Raw genomic sequence first — 25,456 nt, 5'->3', positions numbered from 1 at the left:
TGCGGCCTCCTCCTTTATTTCGCTGCGGGGAGCACCCGGCGGCCTGTGCACGGGGCACGCTGCCGGTTCGCGGTCGATCAACCAGTGCTCTGAACGATCACGACGGCGGGGTGCCTTGCGCAGCGAAATAAAGGAGGAGCCCGAAGGGCGGGGGACATTCGCGGAGCAAGGTACCCCGTCGGCGTGAGCGCGCCCCGAACATCCAGCGCGACGAATCGAAAAGCAGGCCCGCATGTCAGTGCGAGTGGCCGTGGTCATGATCATCGTGCGAGTGGTCGTCGAGCAGTTCCGGCGCGAGCACCAGCGGCTTCGGGCCTTTGCTGCTGCCATGAGCGTGGCCGTGATCATGGTCATGGCTGTGGCCGCCACCATGCGAATGCTCGTGCGATCCATAGGCCCCGCCTTCGGGCTCGAACGCCTCCTCCACCGCCACGACGATCAGGTGCATCGACCGCAGCATGTCGGCCAGCACATGGTCGGGCTCGATCTTCAGGTGATCGGGCTTGAGCTCGATCGGCACGTGCCGGTTGCCCAGGTGATAGGCCGCGCGCGTCAGGTCGAAGGGCGTGCCGTGGGCAGTGCAGTGCGTGATGCGCAGCACCGGCTGCGGCGCCGCGATCACGCGAACCAGGGAGCCGTCTTCGGCCACCAGCACATCGCCGCCCCGCACCGCCGTGCCGCGCGGCAGGAACACGCCGATCTGGCGGCCCTGCGAATCGGTGGCGTCGAAGCGGCTCTTCTGGCGGACGTCCCAGTCGAGCTCGATGGTGGCGGCGCGCTTGAGCAACACGGGCGCGAGGCCGCGGCCCTGGGGCATGAGTTTGTTGGCGGTGAGCATGGTGCAAATGGAGCGCCCCGGAGGGCGCCCGCTGGCTGGATGAGTACCTTCGAGGATACGCAGCCTGTCAAGCAGGCGCATCCCCCGGCTTCAAAACAGGAAATACCGCTGCGCCATGGGCAGCAGCTTCGCCGGCTCGCAGGTCAGCAGATGCCCGTCGGCGCGCACCGCGTAGGTCTGCGCGTCGATCTCCATCTTCGGCGTGTAGCCGTTGTGGATCAGGTCCTGCTTGCGCACGTTGCGGATGTTCTTCACCGCGCTCAGGTGCTTGCTCAGGCCGTAGCGCTCCTTGATGCCCGAGGCCAGCCCGGCCTGCGAGACGAAAGTGAGCGAGCTCCTGGCGAGCGAGCCGCCGTAGGCGCCGAACATCGGGCGGAAGTGCACCGGCTGCGGCGTGGGAATGGATGCGTTCGGGTCGCCCATGGCCGCCATCGCGATGGTGCCGCCCTTCAGGATGGTGAAGGGCTTCACGCCGAAGAAGGCCGGCTTCCAGACCACGATGTCGGCCCACTTGCCGACTTCGAGCGAACCCACCTCGTGCGCGATGCCGTGCGCGATGGCGGGGTTGATCGTGTACTTGGCGACGTAGCGCTTCGCGCGGAAGTTGTCATTGCGCTCGCTGTCTTCCGGCAGGCTGCCGCGCTGCAGCTTCATCTTGTGCGCGGTCTGCCAGGTGCGGATGATGACCTCGCCGACGCGGCCCATGGCCTGGCTGTCGGAGCTGAACATGCTGATGGCGCCCAGGTCGTGCAGCACGTCCTCGGCGGCGATGGTCTCCTTGCGGATGCGCGACTCGGCAAAGGCCAGGTCTTCGGCGATGCCGGCGTCGAGGTGGTGGCACACCATGAGCATGTCGACGTGTTCGTCGAGCGTGTTCACGGTGTAGGGCATCGTGGGGTTGGTGGAAGAGGGCAGGAAGTTGGCCTCGCCCACCACGCGCAGGATGTCGGGCGCATGGCCGCCGCCCGCGCCTTCGGTGTGGAAGGCGCAGATGGCGCGCCCGCCCACGGCCGCGATGGTGTTCTCGACGAAGCCCGATTCGTTGAGCGTGTCGCTGTGGATGGCCACCTGCGTGTCGGTGGCGTCGGCCACGTCCAGGCAGTTGCTGATGGCCGCGGGCGTGGTGCCCCAGTCTTCATGCAGCTTCAGGCCGATGACGCCGGCATCGATCTGCTCATGCAGCGCGCCCGGCAGGCTGGCGTTGCCCTTGCCGAGGAAGCCCAGGTTCATCGGGAAGGCGTCGGCCGCCTGCAGCATGCGCTCGATGTGCCAGGGCCCGGGCGTGGAGGTGGTGGCGAAGGTGCCGGTGGCGGGGCCGGTGCCGCCGCCGAGCATGGTGGTCACGCCGGAAGACAGCGCCTCTTCGATCTGCTGCGGGCAGATGAAGTGGATGTGGCTGTCGATGCCGCCGGCGGTGACGATGTTGCCTTCGCAGCTGATGATCTCGGTGCCCGGGCCGATGACGATGTCCACGCCCGGCTGCACATCGGGGTTGCCGGCCTTGCCGATGGCGGCGATGCGGCCGTCCTTCAGGCCGATGTCGGCCTTGACGATGCCCCAGTGGTCGAGGATGAGCGCGTTGGTGAGCACCGTGTCGACGGCGCCCTGCGCCCTGGTGCGCTGCGACTGCGCCATGCCGTCGCGAATGGTCTTGCCGCCGCCGAACTTCACCTCTTCGCCGTAGCCGCCCGCGCGCAGCGTGTAGTCGGCCTCGACTTCGATCAGCAGGTCGGTGTCTGCAAGACGGACGCGGTCGCCCACGGTGGGGCCGAAGATTTCGGCGTAGGCACGCCTTCCAATGGTCGCCATCAGAGTTTCCCTTGAACCAGGCCGCGAAAGCCGTAGACGATGCGATCGCCCGAAAAATCGACCAGTTCGACCGTGCGCTGCTGCCCCGGCTCGAAGCGCACCGCGGCGCCCGAGGCGATGTTCAGCCGCATGCCGCGCGCGGCCTCGCGGTCGAAGCCGAGCGCGCCGTTGGTCTCGGCGAAGTGATAGTGCGAGCCGACCTGGATCGGCCGGTCGGCGGTGTTCTGCACCACCAGCGTGAGGGTGCGTCGGCCGGGGTTGAGCGTGTGCTCGCCGTCGTCGGTGAGGAGTTCGCCGGGGGTCATGGCCAGCCTTGCCTCAGATGGCTTGCGCCAGCAGCGTCGCGCCCAGGCCGAGCACCGCGGCGCCTGCCACGCGCGGCAGCCATGCGTTGGCATGGCGCAGCGCCCAGCCCGCCGCGATGCCCGCCACGTGCAGCAGCACCGTGGCGCTGACCATGCCGGCCAGCGTGAGGGCGGCGCCTTCTTCGCTCGCGAGCTCGTAACCGTGGGCCACGCCGTGGAAGACGGCGAACACGCCGACCACGCCCATGGCCACCACCGCCGGCAGGCGCACGCGCGTGGCCACCAGCAGGCCCAGCACCAGCAGCGAGGCCGCGATCATCGGCTCGACCGCCGGCAGCTGCACGCCGGCCAGGCCCATCAGCGCGCCCACCAGCAGCATGCCCGCGAAGGCCAGCGGCGCCCAGAGCAGGTCGGGCCAGGCGCGACGCGCGGCCAGGGCGCTCCAGAAGCCGACCGCGACCATCGCGGCCAGGTGGTCGGCGCCGGTCAGCGGGTGCAGGAAACCGGTGGCGAAGCCGTGATGCATGCCGCCGTCGACGCCGGTGTGGGCGCTGGCCGCAAGCGGCAGCAGCAAGGCGGCGAGGGCAAGGGTTCTGGAAATGTTGTAGCGCATGGAAAGTCCTTTTGTTCTTCGAGTTTCAGACGATGGGCTGGTGGACGGTCACGAGCTTGGTGCCGTCGGGGAAGGTGGCTTCGATCTGGATGTCCGGGATCATCTCGGCGATGCCGTCCATCACGTCGGCGCGGGTCAGCACGCTGCGCCCGTCGCTCATGAGTTCGGCGACGCTCTTGCCGTCGCGCGCGCCTTCCATCACGGCGGCGGAGATCAGGGCGATGGCTTCGGGGTAGTTCAGCTTCAGGCCGCGCGCCTTGCGGCGTTCGGCGAGCAGCGCCGCGGTGAAGATCAGCAGCTTGTCTTTTTCGCGCGGGGTCAGTTCCATGGGATTGGCATCGGGTGGCGGGGAGAGGCGGCCATTATGGGCAAGCTGGCTTCTTTGCAACAGTCGTGCCCTGTTCGCCAAAAGCCGTACGGATGGCACGGAAGATGCACCGAAACGGTGTGAACCCTGATGCCGTACCCACCACTCCCGACGACGCCCCCCAGCGCATCGTCAAGGTGCGGCGCGACTACAACAGCTGGGTCGCCAGCGAAACGCTGGAAGACTACGCCCTGCGCTACACCCCGCAGCGCTTTCGCAAGTGGTCCGAATGGCGGGTGGCCAACACGGCCTTCGGGGCGGCGTCGTTCCTGATCCTGGAGGCGGTGGGCGCCACGCTGCTGGTGCAGTACGGCTTTGCCAACGCCTTCTGGGCGATCCTGGCGACGGGGCTCATCATCTTCCTGGCCGGCCTGCCGATCAGCGTGTACGCGGCGCGCTACGGCGTCGACATGGACCTGCTCACGCGAGGCGCCGGCTTCGGCTACATCGGCTCCACGCTCACTTCGCTGATCTACGCGAGCTTCACCTTCATCTTCTTCGCGCTCGAGGCGGCGGTGATGGCCTATGCGCTGGAGCTGGCGCTGGGCATTCCGCCGGTATGGGGCTACCTGGTGTGCGCGCTGGTGGTGATTCCGCTGGTCACGCACGGGGTGTCGGCCATCAGCCGGCTGCAGCTGTGGACGCAACCGCTGTGGCTGCTGATGCTGGTGGTGCCTTTCGGCTATGTGCTGATGCGCGATCCTGGTGCTTTTGCGGGCATCGTGCACTACAACGGTGTTAGGCCGGGCACGCAGGGCTTCAATCTGCACCTTTTTGGCGCCGCACTCACCGTCGGCATCGCGCTGATCACGCAGATGGGCGAGCAGGCCGACTACCTTCGCTTCATGCCTGCGCGCACCGCGGCCACGGCGCGCCGCTGGTGGGCCGGGGTGCTGGCCGGCGGTCCTGGCTGGGTGGTGTTGGGCGTGCTCAAGATGCTGGGCGGGGCGCTGCTGGCCTACCTGGCGATCACGCACATGGTGCCGGCCGATCGCGCGGTCGACCCGAACCAGATGTACCTCGCGGCCTACGAGTACGTGTTTCCGAACTACGGCTGGGCGGTGGCGGCCACGGCGCTGTTCGTGGTGATCTCCCAGCTCAAGATCAACGTGACCAACGCCTATGCGGGCTCGCTGGCCTGGAGCAACTTCTTCTCGCGCGTGGCGCACAGCCACCCGGGGCGTGTGGTGTGGGTGGTGTTCAACGCGCTGATCGCCTTCATGCTGATGGAGATGAACGTGTTCGAGGCGCTGGGCGACGTGCTTGGCCTGTTCGCCAACATCGCCATCGCCTGGATGATGGCCGTGGTGGCCGACCTCGTCATCAACAAGCCGCTGGGGCTGTCGCCGCCGGGCATCGAGTTCAAGCGGGCGCACCTGTGGGACATCAACCCGGTGGGCGTGGGCGCGATGGCGCTGGCCTCCGTGCTGTCGATCACCGCGCACCTGGGCGTGTTCGGGCCGCTGGCGCAGGCGTTCTCGGCGCTGATCGCGCTCGGCACGGCGCTGGTGGCCTCGCCGCTGCTGGCGTGGGCCACGGGCGGCAAGTACTACCTGGCGCGCGGCTCGTGGGCGAACGGCGCCGTGGCCTTCGCGCCCGCGCCGGGCCCGCGCGCGGTGCGCTGGGCGAAGGTGGCGCACGACGACAGCTATCGCCGCCTGAAGGTGCAGCACTGCGTGATCTGCGAGCGCGAGTACGAAGGGCCCGACATGGCGCACTGCCCGGCCTACCAGGGCGCGATCTGCTCGCTGTGCTGCACGCTCGACGCCCGCTGCGGCGACCTGTGCAAGCCGCATGCGAGCCTGTCGGCGCAGTGGTCGGCGGTGCTGCGCTGGCTGCTGCCGCGGCGCAGCTGGCGCTACCTGGACACCGGGCTCGGGCATTTCCTGCTGCTGATGCTCATCATCGTGCCGCTGCTGGCGGTGGTGTTCGGCGTGCTCTACCAGCAGGAGCTGCGCGCGTTCGGCGAAGGCGCGCTGGAGCTGGCCTCGCAGGCCGACGTGGCCGCGGCGCTGGCGGGCGTGCAGAAGCTGTCGCTGCGCTCGGGCTTCCTGAAGGCCTACATGGCGCTGCTGGTCATCGCGGGCATCGTGGCGTGGTGGCTGGTGCTCGCGCACCAGAGCCGAAAGGTGGCGCAGGAAGAGTCGAACCGCCAGACGCACCTGCTGGTGCGCGAGATCGAGCTGCACCGCGAGACCGACCGCGCGCTGCAGGCGGCCAAGCAGGCGGCCGACGAGGCGCGCGAAGTGGCCGAGCACGCCAAGCTCGCGGCCGAACTCGCCAAGCAGGCCGCCGACCAGGCCAACCAGGCCAAGAGCCGCTACATCAGCGCCATCAGCCACGAGCTGCGCACGCCGCTCAACAGCATCCTGGGCTATGCGCAGCTGATGGGCGAGGACCAGTCGGTGCCGCCGCACCGGCAGCAGGCGGTGGCGGTCATCAAGCGCGGCGGGGAGCATCTGCTGTCGCTGATCGAAGGCACGCTGGCCATCGCGCACATCGAGGCCGGCAAGCTCACGCTGCATGCGCGGCCGATGCGCTTTGCCGACACGCTGCGCGAGCTGGCCGACATGTTCGAGCTGCAGGCGGCGGAGAAGGGACTGCAGTTCCGCTTCGAGGCCGCGCGCCCCTTGCCGGAGGTGGTGCGCGCCGACGAAAAGCGCGTGCTGCAGATCCTCATCAACCTGCTGGGCAACGCGATCAAGTTCACGGCGGCGGGGCAGGTCACGCTGCGGCTGGCCTATGCGCGCGAATTCGCCTCGGTCGAGATCGAGGACACGGGCCCCGGCATGCCGCCCGAGGACATCGAGCGCATCTTCGAGCCCTTTGCGCGCGGCAATGCCGCGGGCGCGTCGGCCGCGCCGGGCGCGGGGCTGGGGCTCACCATCGCGAAGATGCTGACCGACTTGATGGGCGGCGAGATGAAGGTGCGAAGCACGCCGGGCGAGGGCTCGCTGTTCTGCGTGCGCCTGTTCCTGCCGCGCGTGCATGACACGGCGGCCGGCACCGGGCGGCCGGTGCCGGTGCAGCGCGCGCGGCGCGGCTACCAGGGACCGCGCCGCCGCCTGCTGGTGGTCGACAACGAGGAGGCCGACCGCGACCTGCTGGGCCATGTGCTCGCGCCGCTGGGCTTCGAGCTGCGCAGCGCGGCCAGCGGGCACGACGCGCTGGACCTGATCGCCGCCGGCTACCGGCCCGACGCGATGTTCGTCGACCTCGCGATGCCCGGCATCGACGGCTGGGAGACCATCCGCCGCGCGCGCAAGCTGGGGCTGACCGGGGCGTCGGTGGCCATCGTTTCCGCCAACGCCTTCGACAAGGGGCTCGACAACGACGTCGGCATCGCGCCCGAGGATTTCTTCGTCAAGCCGGTGCGGCATACCGAACTGCTCGACTGGCTGGAGCGCAGGCTGGGGCTGCAATGGACCGACACCGCCGCCGCCACGCCGGCCGCCGCGGTGCCGCCGCGCGCCTTGCAGGCGCCGTCGCTGCCTCGCCTGCGAGCGCTGGAGGAAGCGGTGAGCCTCGGCTACTTCCGCGGCATCATGAACCAGCTCGACGACATCGACGCCGCGCAGCCCGAATGCATGGCGTGGACCGAAGCCCAGCGCGTGCTGGCCCGGCAGTTCCAGTTCGAGGCCATGAGCCGCGCGCTGGCAGAGGCGGCAGTGAGCGCGCCATGACCACGACCAACCCTTCGAACCCGACCATGGAAACATCGCCGCTTGCCCGCACGCTGCGCGAGCAGCAGGGCGCCAACAGCGACCTCGTGCTGATCGTGGACGACGTGCCCGACAACCTCGCGGTGCTGCACGACGCGCTCGACGAATCGGGCTACACGGTGCTGATCGCAACCAACGGGGAGCAGGCCCTGCAGCGCGCCGCGCAGGCCCGGCCCGACATCGTGCTGCTCGACGCGATGATGCCGGGCATCGACGGCTTCGAGGTGGCGCGCCGGCTCAAGGCCGATGCCGCCACGGCGCACATTCCCATCGTGTTCATGACCGGCCTGACCGAGACCGAGCACCTGGTGGCCGCGCTGGAGGCGGGCGGTGTCGACTACGTCACCAAGCCCATCAAGCCGAAGGAGGTGCTGGCGCGCATGAACGTGCACCTGCAGGGCGCGCGACGCGCCCGTCAGGACGCGCAGCAGGCCGGGCAGGCGCGCAATGCGCTCGACGCCTTCGGCTACGCCAGCATCACGGTGAGGCTGCCCGAGGGCCGGTTGATCTGGCAGACGGCGCTGGCGCGCGACCTGCTGGAGCGCTACTGCGAGACCCGCGCGCCGGAGACGCCGCCCGCCGTGCTCGAGTGGCTGCGCAGGCATGCGCCCGATGCGCGGCAGCGCGGCATCGAGCCGCCGCCGCTGTCCATTGCGCAGGGCGCCGGCAGCCTCACGCTGCGGCTGCACCAGCAGACCGGCAGCGACGACGACGGCGACGAGTGGATGATCATCATGCGGGAGGTGTCCGGCACCGGCGTGATCGAGGCCATGAGCCTGAGCCTGAAGCTCACGGCGCGCGAGGCCGAGGTGCTCTACTGGGTGGTCAAGGGCAAGACCAACAAGGACATCGGCGAAATCCTGGGCAGCAGCCCGGCCACCGCCAAGAAGCACCTGGAGCGGGTTTACGTGAAGCTCGGCGTCGAGACGCGCACGGCCGCCGCGGGCGTGGCCATCAAGCGCATCCGGGAGCTGCAGCCGCAGTTCGAGATCTGAGCGCTTCAGCGGGGCCGGTTGCGCCGCGTCATGGCGTCGACTTTCGGCGTCCCTAGAATGGTTCGAGGGCTCCGGGCATGCGCTCCATGAAGAACAACAGGCAAAGAACCACGACTCCACCGCCGCACCGCGGCGCAACGCTTGCCGCTTCCTGCCTCGCATTCGCGAGTCTGGGCGCGCAGGCGTCCGGGCATTTCGATGTCGACGACGCAGGCATGCTCGACCCGGGCCAATGCCAATACGAAACCTGGTGGGGCCGCGCCGGCGCGGAGCCGGTCACGGGCTTTCACTTCGGGCCGGCCTGCCGGGTCGGACCGGTCGAACTGGGCCTGAACTTCGACCGCAGTTCGGTGGCGGGCGTGCATTCGCTCACCGGGGGATTGCAGCTCAAATGGAACTTCCTCGGACAGGCGCCGGACGCGCCGTTCAGCGCGGCCTTGTCCGCGAGCACCGTTTCCGACCTGAAGCGCGGCGGCCGCACCGGCGGGCAGTTCGTCGTGCCGATGACCTGGCGGCCCGCCAGCAGCCTGCAGGTGCATGTGAACCTGGGTGCCGACTGGGCGCCGGGCACCGGCGTTCGCACACCCCGCGGCGGCGCCGCCGTCGAATGGGCTCTAAACGACACCGTGTCGCTCATCGCGGAGCGCAACCGCGCGGCGGGCGAGTGGACCTCGCGCATCGGCGGGCGCTTCAGCCTCACGCCGCTCATCAGCGTGGACGTGAGCACCTCGCGCACCGGCTCGCAGGGCGTGCGCGGCTTCGTGGTCGGGCTCAACCACGAGTTCACCTGGAAGTGAAGCGCCGTCAGCGCAGGTAGCGCAGGATCCGCTTTTCGTCTTCGGCCAGTTGCTGGCGCATCAGCGAGATGAAGTCGCGCGCGGTGGCCGACAGCACCTTGCCCGCGGGCATGGCCAGCAGGCAGGTGAAGTACACGTCGACCGAGAATTTGCGCACCACCAGGCCGTGCTCCGCATAGTCGAGCGCGGTGATCGGGTTGACCATGCCCACTCCCAGGCCGCGCAGGGCCATTTCGCACACGCTTGCCGCGTAGGGCGTCTGCACCAGCACGCGCAGCGCCACCCCGTGGGGCGCCAGTGCGGCCTCGAGCCGCTGGTGCGAAGGGTCTTCCGGGTTCAGCGCGATGAAGGGCGCTTCGGCCAGTTGCTCCGGCTTGATGGTCTTGAAGCGCGCGAGCGCGTGGTCCGGCGGCATCACCACCACGCCGGGAAAGCGCGCGAATGTCGAATGGTCGATGCCCTCGAGAGACAACTCGTCGGCCATCAGGCCGAAGTCGGAGATGCCCATGGCCACGCGGTCGCGCACGTCCTTGGAGCTCAGCACCTGCAGCGACACCTGCGGCCAGGGGCTTGCGCCGCGGTGCGCCTTCAGCCGTGCCAGCGCGCGCGGCATGAAGCCCAGGCCGTAGGCCGGGAAGCAGCTCAGCTCGAGCTGGCTCACGCCGAAGTCGCGCAGGCTGCGCACCCGGTGCTCGATGGCGTCCATGCCGATGAACACCCGTTCGACCTCGATCCACAGGGCGCGCGCCTCGGGCGTGGGCACCAGTCGGCCGCCCGTTCGCTCGAAAAGCAGCATGCCCGCCTGTGCTTCGAGACGCTTGAGCGACTGGCTGATGGCAGGCTGCGTGAGCTGCAGCAGGGCGGCCGCCTTGCGCGTGGAACCGCCGCGCATCAGGGCCCGGAAGGTCTCGATTTCGGCGAAGCGCATCGATAAGTTTTGTTATCGGTTGAGTATCTGGGGCTGCGTAATTTTATTTCTTATTGCATAAGATTTGGGCACAACCTACAACGCAAGACGCTCGTGACGACATCGCCAGTTCTGGACTTCAAGTTCGCAGCACCGCCAGCGGATCCTTCGGCCCCTCATTCGGGCGCTTCGCCGGGCATGGTCCGGGACCGCACCCCCAAGCCCCTGCGCAACCCGCGCCTGCGTGGTCTGCAGTGCCTGCGATGCGACGCGCTCTACCCGGTCACGCTGACGCACGACGGCTGCCCGGCCTGCAAGCGCGAAGGCGTTCACGTCGCTCTGCGCGCCAGCTACCTGCCCGACGGCCCGGCCGATACCCTGCCCATGCCCTATGGGCAGGGCTTCACGCTGGGCGAGGGCAACACGCCGCTGCAGGAGATGCCTGAACTGGCAAGGCAATTCGGCATCGCGGGCCTGGCCCTCAAGGACGAGTCGTGCAATCCGACCGGCTCTCACAAGGACCGCATGACCGCGGTAGGGGTGGCGCAGGCCTTCGATTTCGATGCGCACACGCTGGTGCTGGCCTCGTCAGGCAACGCGGCCGTGTCGGCGGCGCACTATGCCTGGGCCGCGGGCCTGGGCTGCGAGGTGGCCACCTACGAGGGCTTGCCCGCTACCTACGCACGCCAACTCGATGCGCTGGGCGCGCGGCGCTATGTGTTCGCCGACAACGCGGGCCGCTGGGCCTTCGTGCGCGAGCGTTCGCAGCACCCGGGCTACTTCGCGCTGACCAACTACCGGTTGCCCGCGCTGGGCAGCGCACCGCTGGCGATCGAGGGCTACAAGCCCATCGCCCTCGAATGCGTGACCGAAGGCGGCCTGCCCGACCACATCGTCATTCCCACCGCACGGGGCGACCTGGCCTGGGGCATCTACGCGGGCTTTCGCGACCTGATGGCGGCGGGGCGCATTGCACGCCTGCCGCAGCTGTGGCTCGTGGAGCCGTTCGCGCGGCTGTCGCGGGTGCTGGCGGGCGGTGCGATCAACGGCAGCTACCCCGGCCACACCGCGCAGTTCTCGACCGCCGGCGCCACCGTGACCTACCTGCAATGGCAGGCCGCGACCGCCACCCGCGGCGGCGCGGTGGTGGTGGGCGACGAAGAAGCCCGCGAGGCGCGCCGCCTGCTCACCGCGGCCGGCGTGAGCGCCGAGCTGTGTTCCGCAGGTGGCCTTGCCGCGCTGAAGAAACTGCGCGAGAGCAACGCCGTCGTGGCCGACGCACGCGTGGTGCTGATGCTGACCGCCAGCGCGTCGAGCGACCCGAGCTGGCCAGATCCAGCGGCCTGACACGCGGCCCGATTTCGCGCCATCGGTTCCAGCGGCGGGCCGCCGGCCCGGCTATCTGGCGTCGCTGTAGACGGTGGCGCGCGACACGCCCATGTGCGCCGCGGCAATCTCGGCGCCGCGGCGGACTTCCAGCAGGCCCGCCTTCTTCAGGTCCTGCACCAGCTGCTTGCGGTCCGCCGGCTTGAGCGAGCGCGAGGTGGTCGCGCGCGCGGCCGCGAATTCGTCGATGCGCGCATGGATGCGGTCCGTGTGGTTGCCGCCGGCCTCGATGTGCTCGTGCACTTCCTTGTCGTCGATGCGGGTGAACTGCGAGATCGCGCCCTGGAAGCTCTGGAACAGCGTGAGGTCGACGTTCAGGCACAGCGCCGCCACGTACTCGCCGCTCTCGTCCTTGATGCCGATCGAGGTGCTCTTGACCTTGCGCCCGTCCGGAAAAGTGTTGGCGTAGTTCGAGATCACCGCCGGGAACTCCGGGTCGCGGATGCGCGCCAGGCCCAGCTCGGTGACCGACTCGCCCACTTCGCGGCCGCTCAGGCTGTTTTCGATGGCGTAGATCGCGTTCTTCGGATTGCTCAGGTCGTGCACCACCACTTCGCAGAAGGGCGCGAAGGTTTCGCCCAGGCCTTCGGCCATGCTGCGCAGCATCTCGAGCACCTGCTTGTTCGACTTCTTTTTCATCGCATGGAATGTATCCAGCGCTGGACTAATAATCCAAATTATACAAAAAGTATAGAGTTGGATGTATTATCCAGTTTTGTCCATGGAGTCGCGAATGACCTCGAAAGAACGCGCGCGCTACGTCGATCCGCGCACCGGCAGGCATCACGAACTGTCGGAGCGCCGCTGGCGCTCCGACGACGGCAACCCGATGCTCGTCACGCCGCTGCCCGGCATCTCGCGCGACGACATCGATTCGCGCGCGCGTTCGCTCTGGCGCTACCGCGCGTCGCTGCCGGTGGCCATCGAGAACCCGGCGAGCATGGGCGAGGGCTGTACGCCGCTGGTGCAAAAGCGCTGGGGCGGGCTCGCGCCGTACTTCAAGCTCGAATGGTTCAATCCGACCTGCAGCTTCAAGGACCGCGGCGCGGCCGTGATGATGTCGTTCCTGCGCCAGATCGGCGTCGATGCGGTGCTGGAAGACAGCTCGGGCAACGGCGGCGCGGCCATTGCCGCGGCTGGCGCGGCGGCGGGCATGCGCGTGAAGGTGCTGGCGCCGAGCTACACGCCGGCGCCCAAGGTGGCGCAGATCCGCGCTTTCGGGGCGGAGGTGCAACTGGTGCCGGGGCCGCGCGAGGCGTCGGAATACGAGGCGGTGCGCCAGTCGGAATCCATCTTCTATGCGAGCCACAACTGGCACCCCTTCTTCCTGCAGGGCACGAAGACGCTGGCCTATGAGCTGTGGGAAGACCTGGGATTCGCCGCGCCCGACAACGTGGTGATTCCGACCGGGGCGGGCAGCAACGTGCTGGGGTGCAGGATCGGCTTCAAGGAACTGCTGGCTGCGGGGCAAATCGGCAAGCTGCCGCGCATCTTCGTCGCGCAGCCGCTGAACTGCTCGCCCATCGATGCGAGCTTCACGGCAGGCACGGACACGCTGGTGGAGCGCGTCGTGCAGTCGACCATTGCCGAAGGCACGGCAATCAAGCGGCCCGTGCGCCTGCCGGAAATCATTCAGGCCCTGCGCGAGACCAACGGCAAGACAGTGGCGCTGACCGAAGAGCAGATAACGGCGGCGGTGCGCCAGCTGGCCGCGATCGGTCTCTACGCGGAGCCGACATCCGCCTCGGCCGCGGCGGCCATCGAGGTGCTGGCGAAGCGCGGCGACATCCGCGCCGGCGAGACGACGGTTGCGCTGCTGACCGGCACGGGCCTGAAGTCCACCCAGTTCATGACCGGGTTGTTCGGAGGCGCCTCCTAACAGCGCGCCGCCACGGCCCGGCTCACCACGGCCACGCGATGCGCGTGCCCGATTCTGTTTCGTCCGCCCGCGCGTGCAGCAGGCGCGCGACGGTCAGGTCCTGCAGCGCGAGGCCGGTCATATCGAAGACCGTGATGTCTCCGGGTGCTCGATGGAAGGGCGTTTTTCCACTCAGCAGGTCGCCGAGTTCGGTGCCCTGCGTGTCGGGCGCCCATTGGGTCTCGCCGATCTGCCGCGCCTGGGTGGCGTCATCGACGAACAGCCGCGTGCGCGGCAGCAGGCCTTCGGGCAGTTCGCGTTTGCCGCGGGTGTCGGCGCCGACGCAGTTCAGGTGCGTGCCGCTCTGCACGGCCTCCAGGTCGAAGAGGGCACCGCCGCCCGGGGTGGCGGTGATCACCACGTCGCTGCGTGCGACGGCCGCATTGCGGTCGCTGGCGGGGGCGATGTTGCAGCGCCCCGCGAATGCAGCTTCGAATGCCGGCTTGCGCTGACCGTCGGCGCTCATATAGAGAACGTCGCTCAGCGAGGGCAGCAGGCGCAGCGCGAAGTCGAGCTGGATGCGCGCCTGCACGCCGGTGCCGAACAGGCAAAGGCGCGTGCTGTCGGGCCGCGCAAGTTGTTGCAGGCCGAGCCCGCCCGCCGCGCCGGTGCGCACGGTCGTGACCGCGTTGCCGTCGATCACGCACAGGGGGCGGCCGGTGGCGGGGTCGATCAGCAGGATCGTGGCCTGGTGCGGCTCGCCGCCGCGCTGCCGGTTGGCGGGCCAGAAGCCGGCCGCCTTGAAGCCGAGCAGGCCCTGGGCCTGCACGTCGCCCGACTTGATGCCGAAGACGCCGCCGGTCTTCAGCGGTTCGCGCACGACCGGGAACACCTGGCCCTCGCGCTCGCTGTGCAGGACGAAGGCCTCGCGGACGGCTCGCAGCACGTCATCGGGAGAAAGGAGAGCGTCGACCTGGTTCTTGTCGAGCAGGAGGAGCCGGGCGTCGGCAGGGGCTGGAGATGGCGTCATCTGGAAATATTATCTATTTCCAGACGAAAAATATAGGCCTGGCCGGCGAAGTCAGCGCCCCGTATGCACCTTGATGCGGATGCTCGCGACGTCCCAGCCCCGGTTCTTGAGCCGCGTCACCAGCATCGGCGCCAGTTGGCGCAGCTTGGCGGCGGCGGCGCTGCCCTGCACCAGCAGGCACCACACGTCGCCTTCGGCCGGCCCGGCCTGTATAGCCCCGCGCATGGCGGGTGGAATCAGGCCTTCCACGGCTTTCAGCCGCTCCGCCGTGTCGCGGGCGCGCGCCATCAGGCTTCCCAGCGTGGGCGAGCCTTCGGCAGCTTGCTGCAGCGAAATGGCGGGGGGAGTGCGGCGATACATGGGTAATCCAGGGGTTAGAAACAAGACAGCTAAAATGCCCGGTTTGCCGACGTTCGCGCCGGAAAAAGGGCCGCTTGCTTTCATTGAAAGCGCGCCCAACTGCTTTCACCATATCTTAGGGAATCCGGTCGAAGTGCCTGTCGCGTCAGGCGCCCGCCCATCTCCACCCATGGCAACCAACTTCCTGACCCAGATTTTCGGCAGTCGCAACGATCGGCTGCTCAAGCAGTATCGCAAGACGGTGGAACGCATCAATGCGCTCGAACCCGAGTTCGAAAAGCTCAGCGACGACGCACTGCGCGCCAAGACGCAGGAGTTCAAGGACCGCATCGCCAAGGGCGAGACCCTCGACGCCCTGCTGCCGGAGGCTTTCGCCACGGTGCGCGAAGGCTCCAAGCGCGTCATGAAGATGCGCCACTTCGACGTGCAGCTGTTGGGCGGCATGGCGCTGCACAACGGCAAGATTTCCGAAATGCGCACCGGCGAAGGCAAGACGCTGACCGCCACGCTGCCGGTGTACCTGAACGCGCTGTCCGGCAAGGGCGTGCACGTGGTCACGGTGAACGACTACCTGGCCAACCGCGACGCGACCTGGATGGGCCGCCTCTACAACTTCCTCGGCCTCACCGTCGGCATCAACCTGCCGCAGATGCCGCGCGAGGAGAAGCAGCAGGCCTACGGCAGCGACATCACGTACGGCACCAACAACGAGTACGGCTTCGACTACCTGCGCGACAACATGGTCTACGAGCCCGGCGACCGGGTCCAGCGCGGGCTCAACTACGCCATCGTCGACGAAGTGGACTCGATCCTGATCGACGAGGCCCGCACGCCGCTGATCATCAGCGGCCAGGCTGAAGACCACACCGACCTCTACCTGGCCATCAATAAGGTGGTGCCCCTGCTGACCAAGCAGGAAGGCGAAGCCGATCCGCGCACCGGCGAAGGGGTCACGGTGCCCGGCGACTTCACGGTCGACGAGAAGACCCACCAGGTGTTCCTGACCGAGGACGGCCACGAGAACGCCGAGCGCATCCTGGGCGAGTTCAAGCTGCTGCCCGAGGGCGCGTCGCTCTACGACCCGGCCAACATCACGCTGATGCACCACCTGAACGCGGCGCTGCGCGCGCGTCACCTGTACCACCGCGACCAGCATTACGTGGTGCAGCAGGGCGAAGTGGTCATCGTCGACGAATTCACCGGCCGCCTCATGACCGGGCGCCGCTGGAGCGACGGCCTGCACCAGGCCGTGGAAGCCAAGGAAGGCGTGGAAATCCAGGCCGAGAACCAGACGCTGGCCTCGATCACCTTCCAGAACTATTTCCGCCTGTACGGCAAGCTCGCCGGCATGACCGGCACGGCCGACACCGAAGCCTACGAGTTCCAGGAAATCTATGGTCTGGAGACCATGATCATTCCGCCGAACCGCGTGAGCAAGCGCGACGACCAGCTCGACCGGGTCTACAAGACCACGCGCGAGAAATACGAAGCGGCCATCCAGGACATCCGCGAGTGCTACGAGCGCGGCCAGCCGGTGCTGGTGGGCACCTCGTCCATCGAGAACTCCGAAATCATCGACGGCCTGCTGACCCAGGCCGGCCTGCCGCACCAGGTGCTGAACGCCAAGCAGCACGCCCGCGAGGCCGACATCGTGGCGCAGGCCGGCCGCACGAAGATGATCACCATCGCGACCAACATGGCCGGCCGCGGCACCGACATCGTGCTGGGCGGCAATATCGAGAAGATGATCGAGGCCATCGAGAACGACGAAGGCCGCGACGAAGCCACCAAGAAGGCCGACATCGAGCACGTGCGCGCCGAATGGACCAAGGACCACGAGTTCGTGAAGTCGCTCGGCGGCCTGCGCATCATCGCGACCGAACGCCATGAATCGCGCCGCATCGACAACCAGCTGCGCGGCCGTTCGGGCCGCCAGGGCGACCCGGGCTCCTCGCGCTTCTACCTGAGCCTGGACGATCCGCTGATGCGCATCTTCGCGGGCGACCGCGTCAAGGCGATCATGGACCGCCTCAAGATGCCCGACGGCGAAGCCATCGAGGCGGGCATCGTCACGCGCAGCATCGAGAGCGCGCAGCGCAAGGTCGAGGCGCGCAACTTCGACATCCGCAAGCAGCTGCTCGAGTACGACGACGTGTCGAACGACCAGCGCAAGGTGATCTACCAGCAGCGCAACGACATCCTCGACGCGGGCGACCTCACGGCGCAGATCGCCGGCCTGCGCGAAGGCTGCTTCACCGACCTCGTGCGCCAGTACGTGCCGAGCGAATCGGTCGAGGAGCAGTGGGACCTGGAAGGCCTGGAGAAGACGCTCTTCGCCGAGTGGGGCATCGACATGCCGCTCAAGAAGGAAGTCGAGGCCTCGGAGGCCATCGCCGACGAGGACATCGTCGAGAAGGTGCTCAAGCACGCCAACGAGACCTTCGACGCGAAGGTGGCGCTGATCGGCCAGGAGAACTTCACCCAGTTCGAACGCATGGTGCTGCTGCAGAGCATCGACACGCACTGGCGCGAGCACCTGGCCTCGCTCGACTACCTGCGCCAGGGCATCCACCTGCGCGGCTATGCGCAGAAGCAGCCCAAGCAGGAATACAAGCGCGAAGCCTTCGAGCTCTTCGGCCAGCTGCTCGACTCGGTCAAGAACGAAGTCACGCGCCAGCTGATGACGGTGCGCGTGCAATCGGGCGAGCAGCTCGAGGAAGCCGCCGAGGCGCTCGAGAGCCGCGGCGAGAACGTCACCAACATCACCTACACCGCGCCGACGGAAACGGGCGAGGTCGAGGTGCGCGTCGACGAGGAAAGCCAGCGCCGCGCGGCGGCCGCGGGTGCGGGCGCCCTGAGCGCCGAGGCCCTGGCCTTCGCCCGCGTCGGACGCAACGACCCGTGCCCCTGCGGCAGCGGCAAGAAGTACAAGCAATGCCACGGCAAGCTGACCTGACCAGACCCGGAACCTAAGAAGAGACACCCCATGCCCGTGAACCTGTCTGCTCCCGATCCCGCCGCGCTGTTCGCGGTGCCTGGTGTCCGCATCGGCGTGGCCGAAGCGGGCGTGCGCAAGGCCAATCGCAAGGACCTGACCGTCGTGCTGATCGACGAAGGCTCCGCCGTCGGCGGCGTGTTCACCCAGAACCGCTTCTGCGCCGCGCCGGTGCAGGTCTGCCGCGAGCACCTGGCCGCGAACCACGGCATCCGCGCGATGGTGATCAACACCGGCAACGCGAACGCCGGCACGGGCGAAGACGGGCTGATGCGCACGCGCTCCACCTGCATCGCGCTGGCGCGCAAGCTGGAAATCTCGCCCGAGCAGATCCTGCCGTTCTCCACCGGCGTGATCATGGAGCCGCTGCCTGTCGATCGCATCGAAGCCGGCCTGCCGGCCGCTCTGGCCGATGCTTCCGCGGACCACTGGGCGCGCGCGGCCGAGGGCATCATGACCACCGACACCATCCCGAAGGCCTTCAGCCAGCGGGCCCAGGTCGGCGGCGCGACGGTCACCATCACCGGCATCAGCAAGGGCGCCGGCATGATCCGCCCGAACATGGCGACCATGCTCGGCTTCATGGCGACCGACGCGAAGATCGATCCCTCGCTGATCCAGCCGCTGGCCAAGCTGCTGGCCGATGCCTCGTTCAACCGCGTGACCATCGACGGCGACACCTCCACGAACGACTCGTTCGTGGTCATCGCGACGCAGAAGGCGGCCAACGCCGCCATCACCTCGCTCGACTCGGCCGACGGCAAGGCGCTGGTGGCCGCCATGCGGGACGTAGCGCGCCAGCTGGCGCAGGCCATCGTGCGCGACGGCGAAGGCGCGACCAAGTTCATCACCGTGCAGGTCGATGGCGGCCGCAACGCCGCGGAGTGCAGGCAGGTGGCCTACGCCGTGGCGCATTCGCCGCTGGTCAAGACGGCCTTCTACGCCAGCGACCCGAACCTGGGCCGCATCCTGGCGGCTGTGGGCTATGCGGGCATCGACGACCTCGACCAGACGGGCATCGACCTGTTCCTCGACGACGTGCACGTGGCGGTCAAGGGCGGGCGCAATCCGTCGTACCGCGAGGAAGACGGCCAGCGCGTGATGAAGCAGAGCGAGATCACGGTGCGCATCGGCCTGGACCGCGGCGACGCCAGCGAAACCGTGTGGACCTGCGACTTCAGCCACGAATACGTGACCATCAACGCCGACTACCGGTCATGAACGAGCAGTTCCAGAGGCTGATCGAGCGCGCCGAGCAGCTGATCAACCGCATCGAATCGATCCTGCCGCAACCGCTGGCGGAGCCGGCCGACTGGAACGCATCCATCGCCTGGCGCTACCGCCGCCGCAGCTCGGGCCACGGCGTGCTCGAGCCGGTGAAGCACGTGGCCGCGATGTCGCTCGACTCGCTCAAGGAAATCGACGTCCAGAAGGAAAAGATCGCGCGCAACACGCAGCAGTTCGTCGAAGGCAAGCCCGCCAACAACGTGCTGCTGACGGGCGCGCGCGGCACCGGCAAGTCGTCGCTCATCCGTGCCTGCCTGCAGGCCTATGCGCCGCAGGGGTTGCGCCTGATCGAGGTCGACAAGGCCGAGCTGACCGACCTGCCGGACATCGTCGAGGTGGTCTCGCAGCGGCCCGAGAAATTCATCGTGTTCAGCGACGACCTGAGCTTCGACGAGGGCGAGCCGGGCTACAAAGCGCTGAAGTCGATCCTCGACGGCTCGATCGCGGCGTCGACGCCCAATGTGCTGATCTACGCGACCAGCAACCGGCGCCACCTGCTGCCCGAGTACATGAAGGACAACCTCTCGTACACCCACACGGAAGACGGCGAAGTCCATCCGGGCGAGGTGATCGAGGAAAAGATCTCGCTGTCGGAGCGCTTCGGCCTCTGGGTGAGCTTCTATCCCTTCAGCCAGAACGAGTACCTGACGATCGTGGGCCAGTGGCTCTCGTCGTTCGGCGTGGACGAGGCCGCCATTGCCGCGGCGCGGCCCGAGGCGCTGGTCTGGGCGCTGGAGCGCGGTTCGCGCAGCGGACGCGTGGCCTACCAGTTCGCGCGGGACTACGCGGGTCGGAGCAACGCGTGAGCGAGCCGCGCAAGCACACGGAGGTCGCCGTCGGCGTGCTCATCCGCCAGTCGGACGACGCACTGCTGCTCTCGACCCGGCCCGAAGGCAAGGCCTACGCGGGCTACTGGGAATTTCCCGGCGGCAAGATCGAGGCGGGCGAAACGGTCGAACAGGCGCTGCGGCGCGAGCTGCAGGAAGAGCTCGGCATCACCATCGGCGGCGCCGAGGTCTGGAAGATCACCGAGCACGACTATCCGCATGCGCTGGTGCGCCTGCACTGGTGCAAGGTGACGGCCTGGACCGGTGAATTCGAGATGCGCGAAGGCCAGCAGATGGCCTGGCAGCAGTTGCCGCTGGACGTGACGCCGGTGTTGCCGGGCGCGCTGCCCGTGCTGCAGTGGCTGTCCGAGGAGCGTGGGCTGCCGTTCGCGCCGCAGCCGGCCGCCGCGCCGGCCGACTGATTGATGCACCCCAAGTACCGTCCGGATATCGACGGGCTGCGCGCGATCGCGGTGGCCTCCGTGGTCGTGTACCACGCCTTCCCCAAGGCGCTGATGGGCGGCTTCATCGGGGTCGACATCTTCTTCGTGATCTCGGGCTTCCTGATCACGACCATCATTCTCCAGAGCCTGGCGGCGGGTGATTTCAGCTACCGCGACTTCTACGAGCGGCGCATCCGGCGGATATTCCCGTCGCTGATCGTGGTGCTGCTGGCAACGCTGTGCGCCGGCTGGTACCTGCTGCTGTCCGACGAGTTTGCCGAGCTCGGCAAGCAGACGGTGGGCGGCTCGGCGTTCGTGGCCAACCTGGTGTTCTGGAGCGAGTCGGGCTACTTCGACACGGCCGCCGAGACCAAGCCGCTGCTGCACCTGTGGTCGCTGGGCATCGAGGAGCAGTTCTACATTTTCTGGCCGCTGCTGCTGGGCCTGGCATGGCGCAGGCGCTGGCCGATCGTGCGCGTGGTGCTGGCGGTGGCGGCGGTGTCGCTGCTGGTCAACGTGACCACGGTCCATCCGCTGCCGGCGGCGTCGTTCTACTCGCCGGCTTCCCGTTTCTGGGAGCTCATGGTGGGCGGCATCCTGGCCTGCATGCGGCTGAAGCCCCCTGCGCCGAATGCCTGGCGCAGCCATGCGCAGTCGTTGCTGGGCGTGGGGCTGATCGTGCTCGGGCTGGTCATGATCCGCAGCAACAAGTCGTTCCCGGGCTGGTGGGCGCTGCTGCCCACGCTGGGCGCGGTGAGCTGCATCGCAGCCGGGCCGAACGGCGTGCTGAACAAGTACCTGCTGTCGAACCGGGTGATGGTGTGGATCGGCCTCATCAGCTATCCGCTGTACCTGTGGCACTGGCCGCTGCTCGCGTTCGTGCGCATCGTGGAGGCCGATCCGCTGCATCCGTCGCCGGTGTATCGCGCCGGTGCGATGGTGGCGAGCGTGCTGCTGGCCTGGGGCACCTACCGTTTCATCGAACGCTTCGCCAGGAATCGCCCCGGCCCCGGCACCATCAAGATGCTGGGCGCTGGCATGGTGCTGGTGGCAGCGGCGGGCGTCGCGATCTTCCTGGGCGTGCCCGGGCCCCGCAATGACAGCGAAAGGCTGCAGATCGTCGCCAATGCCACGCTGGACGCCGACTACTACGCGGGCTTCAAGCTCGACCAGATCGGCGAGCAGCTGGTCTACAAGACCGGCAACGGTCCGAAGCGCGTGCTGTTCGTGGGCGACAGCCACGTGCAGCAGTACGCGCCGCGGGTGATGGAGCTGTCGCGCACGCTGGCGATGCCGGACAAGTCGGCCTGGTTCGTCACCCAGGGGGCGTGCCCGGCGGTGCCCGGCGTGCAGGCCGACAAGAACATCGGCTGTGCCGAGCGGCGCGACGCCATGCTGGCCTATGCGATGGGCCCCGAGGTCGACTCGGTGGTCATCGGCGGCTGCTGGAACTGCTACTTCGTCGGCCACGGCGCGCTGGAATACTATTTCCGCGATGCCGACAACAAGGTCCATCCGTTCCAGGGCGGCGACGGCATCGAACGCTCGCTCGCGTCGCTGGAAGCCACGCTGCGCGAGCTGGCGCGGCACAAGAAGGTGTACCTGCTGCTCGACAACCCGGGCGGCGAGGAATTCACGCCCAAGCGCCTGATCGAAGGCAGCCGCCTGACGCGCATGGAGGCGATGAGCTCGACGCCGACGGCCCCGTTGCCGGCCGACCAGAAGCAGCTCAACGACCGGCTGCGTGCGATTGCCGAAGCAAGCGGCGCGGAGCCCATCGACGCGATGGCGGTGCTTTGCAAGAACGACCAGTGCCTGCGCACGATGCCCGACGGATCGCCCGCATACAAGGACGCCGATCACCTTCGGCCGCGCTACACCCGTGAAGAGGCGAGCTATTTCGACCGCACCGTCCGCACCGCGCCGGCCGCGGCCGCAGCGCAGCCGCGTTGAGCGAGGCGCCGCGCACGATGCATCCCAAGTACCGCCCGGACATTGACGGCCTGCGTGCCGTCGCGGTCGGCTCGGTGCTGGTCTATCACGCGTTCCCGAGCCTGCTGCCGGGCGGCTTCATCGGGGTCGACATCTTCTTCGTGATCTCGGGCTTCCTGATCACGACCATTCTTCTGCAGAGCCTGGCGGCGGGCGACTTCAGCTACCGCGACTTCTATGCGCGGCGCATCCGGCGCATCTTTCCAGCGCTGGTGCTCGTGCTGCTCGCCACGCTGGCGTTCGGCTGGTATGTGCTGCTGCCGGGCGAGTTCTCGCAGCTCGGCAAGCAGACCACCGGCGGCGCGGCCTTTTTCGCCAACCTTGTGTTCCTCGGCGAGGCGGGCTACTTCGACGCGTCGGCGGAGACCAAGCCGCTGCTGCACCTGTGGTCGCTGGGCATCGAGGAGCAGTTCTACATCTTCTGGCCCCTGCTGCTGGGGCTGGCCTGGCGAAAGCGCTGGCCGATCCTGAAGGTGACCCTGGCCGTGGCCGTGGTTTCGTTCCTGGTCAATGTGCTCACGGTGCAGCCGCACCGCGCGGCCGCCTTCTACTCTCCGCTCTCGCGGGCCTGGGAGCTGATGGCCGGCGGCCTGCTGGCGGCCATGCGGCTGCGGCCGGCCGTGGCTTCGGACAGTTCACGCACCGCGATGCTGCGGCATGCGCAGTCCGTCGTCGGCATCGGGCTGATCGCCTGGGGACTCTTCGCGGTTCACAGCACGAGGGCGTTTCCGGGCTGGTGGGCCCTGGTGCCGGTGCTCGGTGCGGTCAGCTGCATTGCAGCGGGCCCGGGCGGCGTGCTGAACCGCTACCTGCTGTCGAACAGACTCATGGTGTGGATCGGCCTGATCAGCTACCCGCTGTACCTGTGGCACTGGCCGCTGCTTTCGTATGCGCGCATCGTCGCGGGCGGGGAGCCGTCGCTGCAGGTGCGCATCGCGATGGTGGCAGCCGCGATCGTGCTGGCCTGGGCCACATATCGCTTCGTCGAGCGCTTCGTCAAGCTGCATCTCTCGCAAGCCATGCTGCGCGGATTGGCGGGCGGCGGCGCGGCGCTGGCGCTGGCCGGCGTGCTGGTCTTCACGGGCACGCCGCTTCCTCGCCACGACAGCCCGGCCCTGCAGGCCGTGGCCGACGCGGTGCAGGAAGACAACTATTACGAAGGCCTGCAGGAGACCGCGTTGGGCGGGCAGTTCGTCTACAAGGCCGGCAGCGGCAGGCACAACGTATTGCTGATCGGCGACAGCCACATCGAGCAGTACGCACCCCGCGCGCTGGAGTTGGCCCGCACGCAGCCCGACCAGGCGCGCACGGCGTACTTCGCGACCCAGGGGGCTTGCCCTCCGGTGCCCGGCATGTTCAGCAGCGCCGACATGGCCTGCGACCAGCGTCGCAAGGCGGTGCTGGATCTGGCGCTGAAGCCCGAAGTCGATTCCGTGGTGATCGGCGCGTGCTGGAGCTGCTATTTCACCGGCACCGGCCCGATGGCGAACTACTTCGTGGACGACAGGCAGGCCGTGCACCCGTTCCTCAACGGAGACGGCGTCGAGCTGGCGCTGAAATCGCTGGGCGACGTTCTTAAGCGGCTGTCGGCACTCAAGCCGGTGTATCTGGTGCTCGGGAATCCGGTCGGGATGGATTTCGATCCGCTCAGGCAGATCGAGGGCAGCCGGCTCGGTGACCTGAGGGCCTCCAGCGGACTCAAGGCGCCGATGCCGCACGACCAGGCACTGTTCAATGCGCGGCTGAAGCAGGTCGCGCAAGCCAGCGGTGCGCGGGTCATCGAGCCGTTTGCCAGCCTGTGCGCGGGCGAAGAGTGCATCCGCAGCATGCCGGACGATGGTTCGCCGGCCTACAAGGACATCGGCCATCTTCGGCCGAGGTATGCGCGCAGCTTTGCGACGTACATCGACCCGGCGCTGCTGGACGAGGGCGGCGCCGCAAAGTAGCTTTTGCGGGGGTTACTGGATCTTCGGGTCGCCGAAGGGTTCTTCGTCCGGCGGCGCCTCGGCCGGCATCCGGAATTCCTCGCTGGCCCAGGCACCCAGGTCGATGCCCTTGCAGCGTGCGCTGCAGAAGGGCCGGTAAGCATTGCTGGGAGCGTAGATGCTGTCGCCGCCGCACGTGGGACAGCGGACGATCCGCTCGCCTTTGTCGTTCACCGCGGTCATGCGCAGAGGGTCAGCTCGAAAGGCGCGTCGTCCGAGCTTTGATGCAGGCGGTCGTCCTTGTCGTGGCGCATGAGGCGCACCGACACCATGAGGCGATTGCCGCTGATTTCAGGAATGAGGCCCAGCTTGGGGTCGATGCGCAGGCGCAGCAGCTGGAAGCTGCGGCCCTGGGGCAGGTTCTGCTGGAACTGGCCGTTGGTGGCGATCACCTTGTAGGGCACGTCGGCGTCGCGCAGCAGCTTGAGCAGCAGGTAGATCGACGAGGCCAGCGGCGAGAGCGTGTTCGACCAGCGTTCGAGGTCGGCGCGGCGGCTGGCCGGCGGGCGATGCTGCCAGGCGTAGTAGGCGGGCAGGTCGAATTCGCAGGTGCCGCCCGGAATGCCGGCGCGGCTGCGGATGCTCATGAGCCACTCGTTTTCCGTCAACGCCTGCCCGGCCTTGCCGGCCACGCCGTTGAGGGCGCTGAAGTTGCGCTCGAGCTGGCCGATGACCTGGTCGAGCACCGTCTCGGCAATGGCCGGGTTGCCGCGGTAGCTGTTGAAGACGGTCTTGTGCTTGTCGAGGTCGCGCAGGACATCGGCCTTGAGGTCGGCCCGCGCGGCGACGTCCATGATCTCGAAGATCGTGATCAGGGCGTAGTGGTGGGACAGCGGCGATTCAGCGGGTACCAGCTCGCCCAGGCGGCGAAACAGGTGCTCCAGCCGCAGGTAGGTGCGGATGCGCTCGTTGAAGGGGTACTCGTAAAGGATCACGCGTA

22 protein-coding genes are annotated in these 25,456 nt (G+C 68.1%); 11 read left to right on the top strand and 11 right to left on the bottom strand.

The window, feature by feature from the left end; all coding sequences use genetic code 11:
* Positions 1-235 precede the first annotated feature (235 nt).
* The 5 genes from ureE to WIX39_RS25665 form a co-directional block, all read right to left on the bottom strand.
* Positions 236-838: an urease accessory protein UreE gene (ureE, locus tag WIX39_RS25685; RefSeq protein WP_409196161.1), complete on the bottom strand. Its 603-nt coding sequence runs from the start codon at positions 836-838 to the stop codon at positions 236-238.
* A 90-nt stretch (positions 839-928) separates the two neighbouring features.
* Entirely contained in the window at positions 929-2,647 is a 1,719-nt protein-coding gene (gene ureC / locus WIX39_RS25680; RefSeq protein WP_409196160.1) for an urease subunit alpha, read from the bottom strand.
* Positions 2,647-2,952, bottom strand: a complete 306-nt coding sequence (locus WIX39_RS25675; protein WP_081267911.1) for an urease subunit beta — start codon at positions 2,950-2,952, stop codon at positions 2,647-2,649. Before WIX39_RS25675 ends, ureC begins: the two co-directional genes overlap by 1 nt.
* Before the next feature lie 13 nt (positions 2,953-2,965).
* On the bottom strand, positions 2,966-3,565 hold the full coding sequence (locus WIX39_RS25670) for a HupE/UreJ family protein (protein ID WP_106937014.1): 600 nt from the start codon (positions 3,563-3,565) through the stop codon (positions 2,966-2,968).
* Between the two features lie 25 nt (positions 3,566-3,590).
* Positions 3,591-3,893 (bottom strand): urease subunit gamma, encoded by a 303-nt coding sequence (locus WIX39_RS25665; protein ID WP_056512745.1) that lies wholly within the window; start codon positions 3,891-3,893, stop codon positions 3,591-3,593.
* Between the two features lie 104 nt (positions 3,894-3,997).
* On the opposite strand from WIX39_RS25665, the gene WIX39_RS25660 reads away from it, so the two are divergent.
* The 3 genes from WIX39_RS25660 to WIX39_RS25650 all read left to right on the top strand — a co-directional run bounded on the left by WIX39_RS25660 (position 3,998) and on the right by WIX39_RS25650 (position 9,446).
* Entirely contained in the window at positions 3,998-7,615 is a 3,618-nt protein-coding gene (locus WIX39_RS25660; RefSeq protein ID WP_409196159.1) for a hybrid sensor histidine kinase/response regulator, read from the top strand.
* Positions 7,612-8,649 (top strand): response regulator transcription factor, encoded by a 1,038-nt coding sequence (locus WIX39_RS25655; protein WP_409196158.1) that lies wholly within the window; start codon positions 7,612-7,614, stop codon positions 8,647-8,649. The genes WIX39_RS25660 and WIX39_RS25655 overlap by 4 nt, the downstream gene beginning before the upstream one ends.
* A gap of 86 nt (positions 8,650-8,735) precedes the next feature.
* Entirely contained in the window at positions 8,736-9,446 is a 711-nt protein-coding gene (locus tag WIX39_RS25650; protein ID WP_253819847.1) for a hypothetical protein, read from the top strand.
* Between the two features lie 7 nt (positions 9,447-9,453).
* Here WIX39_RS25650 and WIX39_RS25645 read toward each other — a convergent pair whose 3' ends face one another.
* Positions 9,454-10,374: a LysR substrate-binding domain-containing protein gene (locus tag WIX39_RS25645; RefSeq protein ID WP_409196157.1), complete on the bottom strand. Its 921-nt coding sequence runs from the start codon at positions 10,372-10,374 to the stop codon at positions 9,454-9,456.
* Positions 10,375-10,467: 93 nt separating this feature from the next.
* On the opposite strand from WIX39_RS25645, the gene WIX39_RS25640 reads away from it, so the two are divergent.
* On the top strand, positions 10,468-11,700 hold the full coding sequence (locus WIX39_RS25640) for a pyridoxal-phosphate dependent enzyme (protein WP_409196156.1): 1,233 nt from the start codon (positions 10,468-10,470) through the stop codon (positions 11,698-11,700).
* A gap of 51 nt (positions 11,701-11,751) precedes the next feature.
* Here the strand turns inward: WIX39_RS25640 and WIX39_RS25635 are convergent, their stop codons facing one another.
* A complete protein-coding gene (locus WIX39_RS25635; protein WP_106937017.1) occupies positions 11,752-12,378 on the bottom strand; it encodes a helix-turn-helix transcriptional regulator in 627 nt (208 codons plus the stop codon).
* A 94-nt stretch (positions 12,379-12,472) separates the two neighbouring features.
* Here WIX39_RS25635 and WIX39_RS25630 point away from each other — a divergent pair, with 94 nt between their 5' ends.
* On the top strand, positions 12,473-13,618 hold the full coding sequence (locus WIX39_RS25630; protein ID WP_409196155.1) for a threonine synthase: 1,146 nt from the start codon (positions 12,473-12,475) through the stop codon (positions 13,616-13,618).
* Positions 13,619-13,640: 22 nt separating this feature from the next.
* On the opposite strand, the gene WIX39_RS25625 is transcribed toward WIX39_RS25630, so the two are convergent.
* Together WIX39_RS25625 and WIX39_RS25620 are read right to left on the bottom strand one after the other, a co-directional pair.
* Entirely contained in the window at positions 13,641-14,627 is a 987-nt protein-coding gene (locus tag WIX39_RS25625; protein ID WP_409196154.1) for an ornithine cyclodeaminase family protein, read from the bottom strand.
* Positions 14,628-14,678: 51 nt separating this feature from the next.
* A complete protein-coding gene (locus tag WIX39_RS25620) occupies positions 14,679-14,987 on the bottom strand; it encodes a hypothetical protein (RefSeq protein ID WP_081267917.1) in 309 nt (102 codons plus the stop codon).
* A 169-nt stretch (positions 14,988-15,156) separates the two neighbouring features.
* Between WIX39_RS25620 and secA the strand changes: the two genes are divergently transcribed.
* The 6 genes from secA to WIX39_RS25590 are packed head-to-tail and all read left to right on the top strand — an operon-like array spanning position 15,157 to position 24,477.
* Positions 15,157-17,943: a preprotein translocase subunit SecA gene (gene secA / locus WIX39_RS25615; RefSeq protein ID WP_106937020.1), complete on the top strand. Its 2,787-nt coding sequence runs from the start codon at positions 15,157-15,159 to the stop codon at positions 17,941-17,943.
* A gap of 30 nt (positions 17,944-17,973) precedes the next feature.
* Positions 17,974-19,203 carry a bifunctional glutamate N-acetyltransferase/amino-acid acetyltransferase ArgJ gene (gene argJ / locus WIX39_RS25610; RefSeq protein ID WP_409196153.1) on the top strand — a complete coding sequence of 410 codons (1,230 nt, stop codon included), beginning with the start codon at positions 17,974-17,976 and terminating at the stop codon, positions 19,201-19,203.
* Positions 19,200-20,075, top strand: coding sequence for an ATP-binding protein (locus WIX39_RS25605; protein ID WP_081267920.1), 876 nt, complete (start codon positions 19,200-19,202; stop codon positions 20,073-20,075). Before argJ ends, WIX39_RS25605 begins: the two co-directional genes overlap by 4 nt.
* Entirely contained in the window at positions 20,072-20,518 is a 447-nt protein-coding gene (locus tag WIX39_RS25600; protein WP_409196152.1) for an NUDIX domain-containing protein, read from the top strand. The genes WIX39_RS25605 and WIX39_RS25600 overlap by 4 nt, the downstream gene beginning before the upstream one ends.
* A 3-nt stretch (positions 20,519-20,521) precedes the next feature.
* Positions 20,522-22,492, top strand: a complete 1,971-nt coding sequence (locus WIX39_RS25595) for an acyltransferase family protein (protein ID WP_409196151.1) — start codon at positions 20,522-20,524, stop codon at positions 22,490-22,492.
* A gap of 17 nt (positions 22,493-22,509) precedes the next feature.
* The gene (locus WIX39_RS25590) at positions 22,510-24,477 is read left to right on the top strand and encodes an acyltransferase family protein (protein ID WP_081267974.1); all 1,968 of its coding nucleotides are present in this window, start codon (positions 22,510-22,512) and stop codon (positions 24,475-24,477) included.
* Positions 24,478-24,489: 12 nt separating this feature from the next.
* Here the strand turns inward: WIX39_RS25590 and WIX39_RS25585 are convergent, their stop codons facing one another.
* Complete coding sequence (locus WIX39_RS25585; protein WP_081267922.1) at positions 24,490-24,699, bottom strand: DNA gyrase inhibitor YacG; 210 nt, start codon at positions 24,697-24,699, stop codon at positions 24,490-24,492.
* Complete coding sequence (gene zapD / locus WIX39_RS25580) at positions 24,696-25,451, bottom strand: cell division protein ZapD (protein WP_081267923.1); 756 nt, start codon at positions 25,449-25,451, stop codon at positions 24,696-24,698. The genes WIX39_RS25585 and zapD overlap by 4 nt, the downstream gene beginning before the upstream one ends.
* Between the last annotated feature and the right edge of the window lie 5 nt (positions 25,452-25,456).

The sequence above is a fragment of the Variovorax sp. AB1(2024) genome, assembly GCF_037482385.2.
Taxonomy (GTDB): Bacteria; Pseudomonadota; Gammaproteobacteria; order Burkholderiales; family Burkholderiaceae_C; genus Variovorax.
Note: the sequence above shows the minus strand (reverse complement) of the source record. Positions and strands in the feature narration are given on the sequence as shown.

Excerpts from the sequence above, each read along its gene's own strand:
- ureE (WP_409196161.1), bottom strand. The coding sequence starts at position 838 with ATGCTCACCGCCAACAAACTCATGCCCCAGGGCCGCGGCCTCGCGCCC.
- ureC (WP_409196160.1), bottom strand. The coding sequence starts at position 2,647 with ATGGCGACCATTGGAAGGCGTGCCTACGCCGAAATCTTCGGCCCCACC.
- WIX39_RS25675 (WP_081267911.1), bottom strand. The coding sequence starts at position 2,952 with ATGACCCCCGGCGAACTCCTCACCGACGACGGCGAGCACACGCTCAAC.
- WIX39_RS25670 (WP_106937014.1), bottom strand. The coding sequence starts at position 3,565 with ATGCGCTACAACATTTCCAGAACCCTTGCCCTCGCCGCCTTGCTGCTG.
- WIX39_RS25665 (WP_056512745.1), bottom strand. The coding sequence starts at position 3,893 with ATGGAACTGACCCCGCGCGAAAAAGACAAGCTGCTGATCTTCACCGCG.
- WIX39_RS25660 (WP_409196159.1), top strand. The coding sequence starts at position 3,998 with ATGCACCGAAACGGTGTGAACCCTGATGCCGTACCCACCACTCCCGAC.
- WIX39_RS25655 (WP_409196158.1), top strand. The coding sequence starts at position 7,612 with ATGACCACGACCAACCCTTCGAACCCGACCATGGAAACATCGCCGCTT.
- WIX39_RS25650 (WP_253819847.1), top strand. The coding sequence starts at position 8,736 with ATGAAGAACAACAGGCAAAGAACCACGACTCCACCGCCGCACCGCGGC.
- WIX39_RS25645 (WP_409196157.1), bottom strand. The coding sequence starts at position 10,374 with ATGCGCTTCGCCGAAATCGAGACCTTCCGGGCCCTGATGCGCGGCGGT.
- WIX39_RS25635 (WP_106937017.1), bottom strand. The coding sequence starts at position 12,378 with ATGAAAAAGAAGTCGAACAAGCAGGTGCTCGAGATGCTGCGCAGCATG.
- WIX39_RS25630 (WP_409196155.1), top strand. The coding sequence starts at position 12,473 with ATGACCTCGAAAGAACGCGCGCGCTACGTCGATCCGCGCACCGGCAGG.
- WIX39_RS25625 (WP_409196154.1), bottom strand. The coding sequence starts at position 14,627 with ATGACGCCATCTCCAGCCCCTGCCGACGCCCGGCTCCTCCTGCTCGAC.
- WIX39_RS25620 (WP_081267917.1), bottom strand. The coding sequence starts at position 14,987 with ATGTATCGCCGCACTCCCCCCGCCATTTCGCTGCAGCAAGCTGCCGAA.
- secA (WP_106937020.1), top strand. The coding sequence starts at position 15,157 with ATGGCAACCAACTTCCTGACCCAGATTTTCGGCAGTCGCAACGATCGG.
- argJ (WP_409196153.1), top strand. The coding sequence starts at position 17,974 with ATGCCCGTGAACCTGTCTGCTCCCGATCCCGCCGCGCTGTTCGCGGTG.
- WIX39_RS25605 (WP_081267920.1), top strand. The coding sequence starts at position 19,200 with ATGAACGAGCAGTTCCAGAGGCTGATCGAGCGCGCCGAGCAGCTGATC.
- WIX39_RS25595 (WP_409196151.1), top strand. The coding sequence starts at position 20,522 with ATGCACCCCAAGTACCGTCCGGATATCGACGGGCTGCGCGCGATCGCG.
- WIX39_RS25590 (WP_081267974.1), top strand. The coding sequence starts at position 22,510 with ATGCATCCCAAGTACCGCCCGGACATTGACGGCCTGCGTGCCGTCGCG.
- WIX39_RS25585 (WP_081267922.1), bottom strand. The coding sequence starts at position 24,699 with ATGACCGCGGTGAACGACAAAGGCGAGCGGATCGTCCGCTGTCCCACG.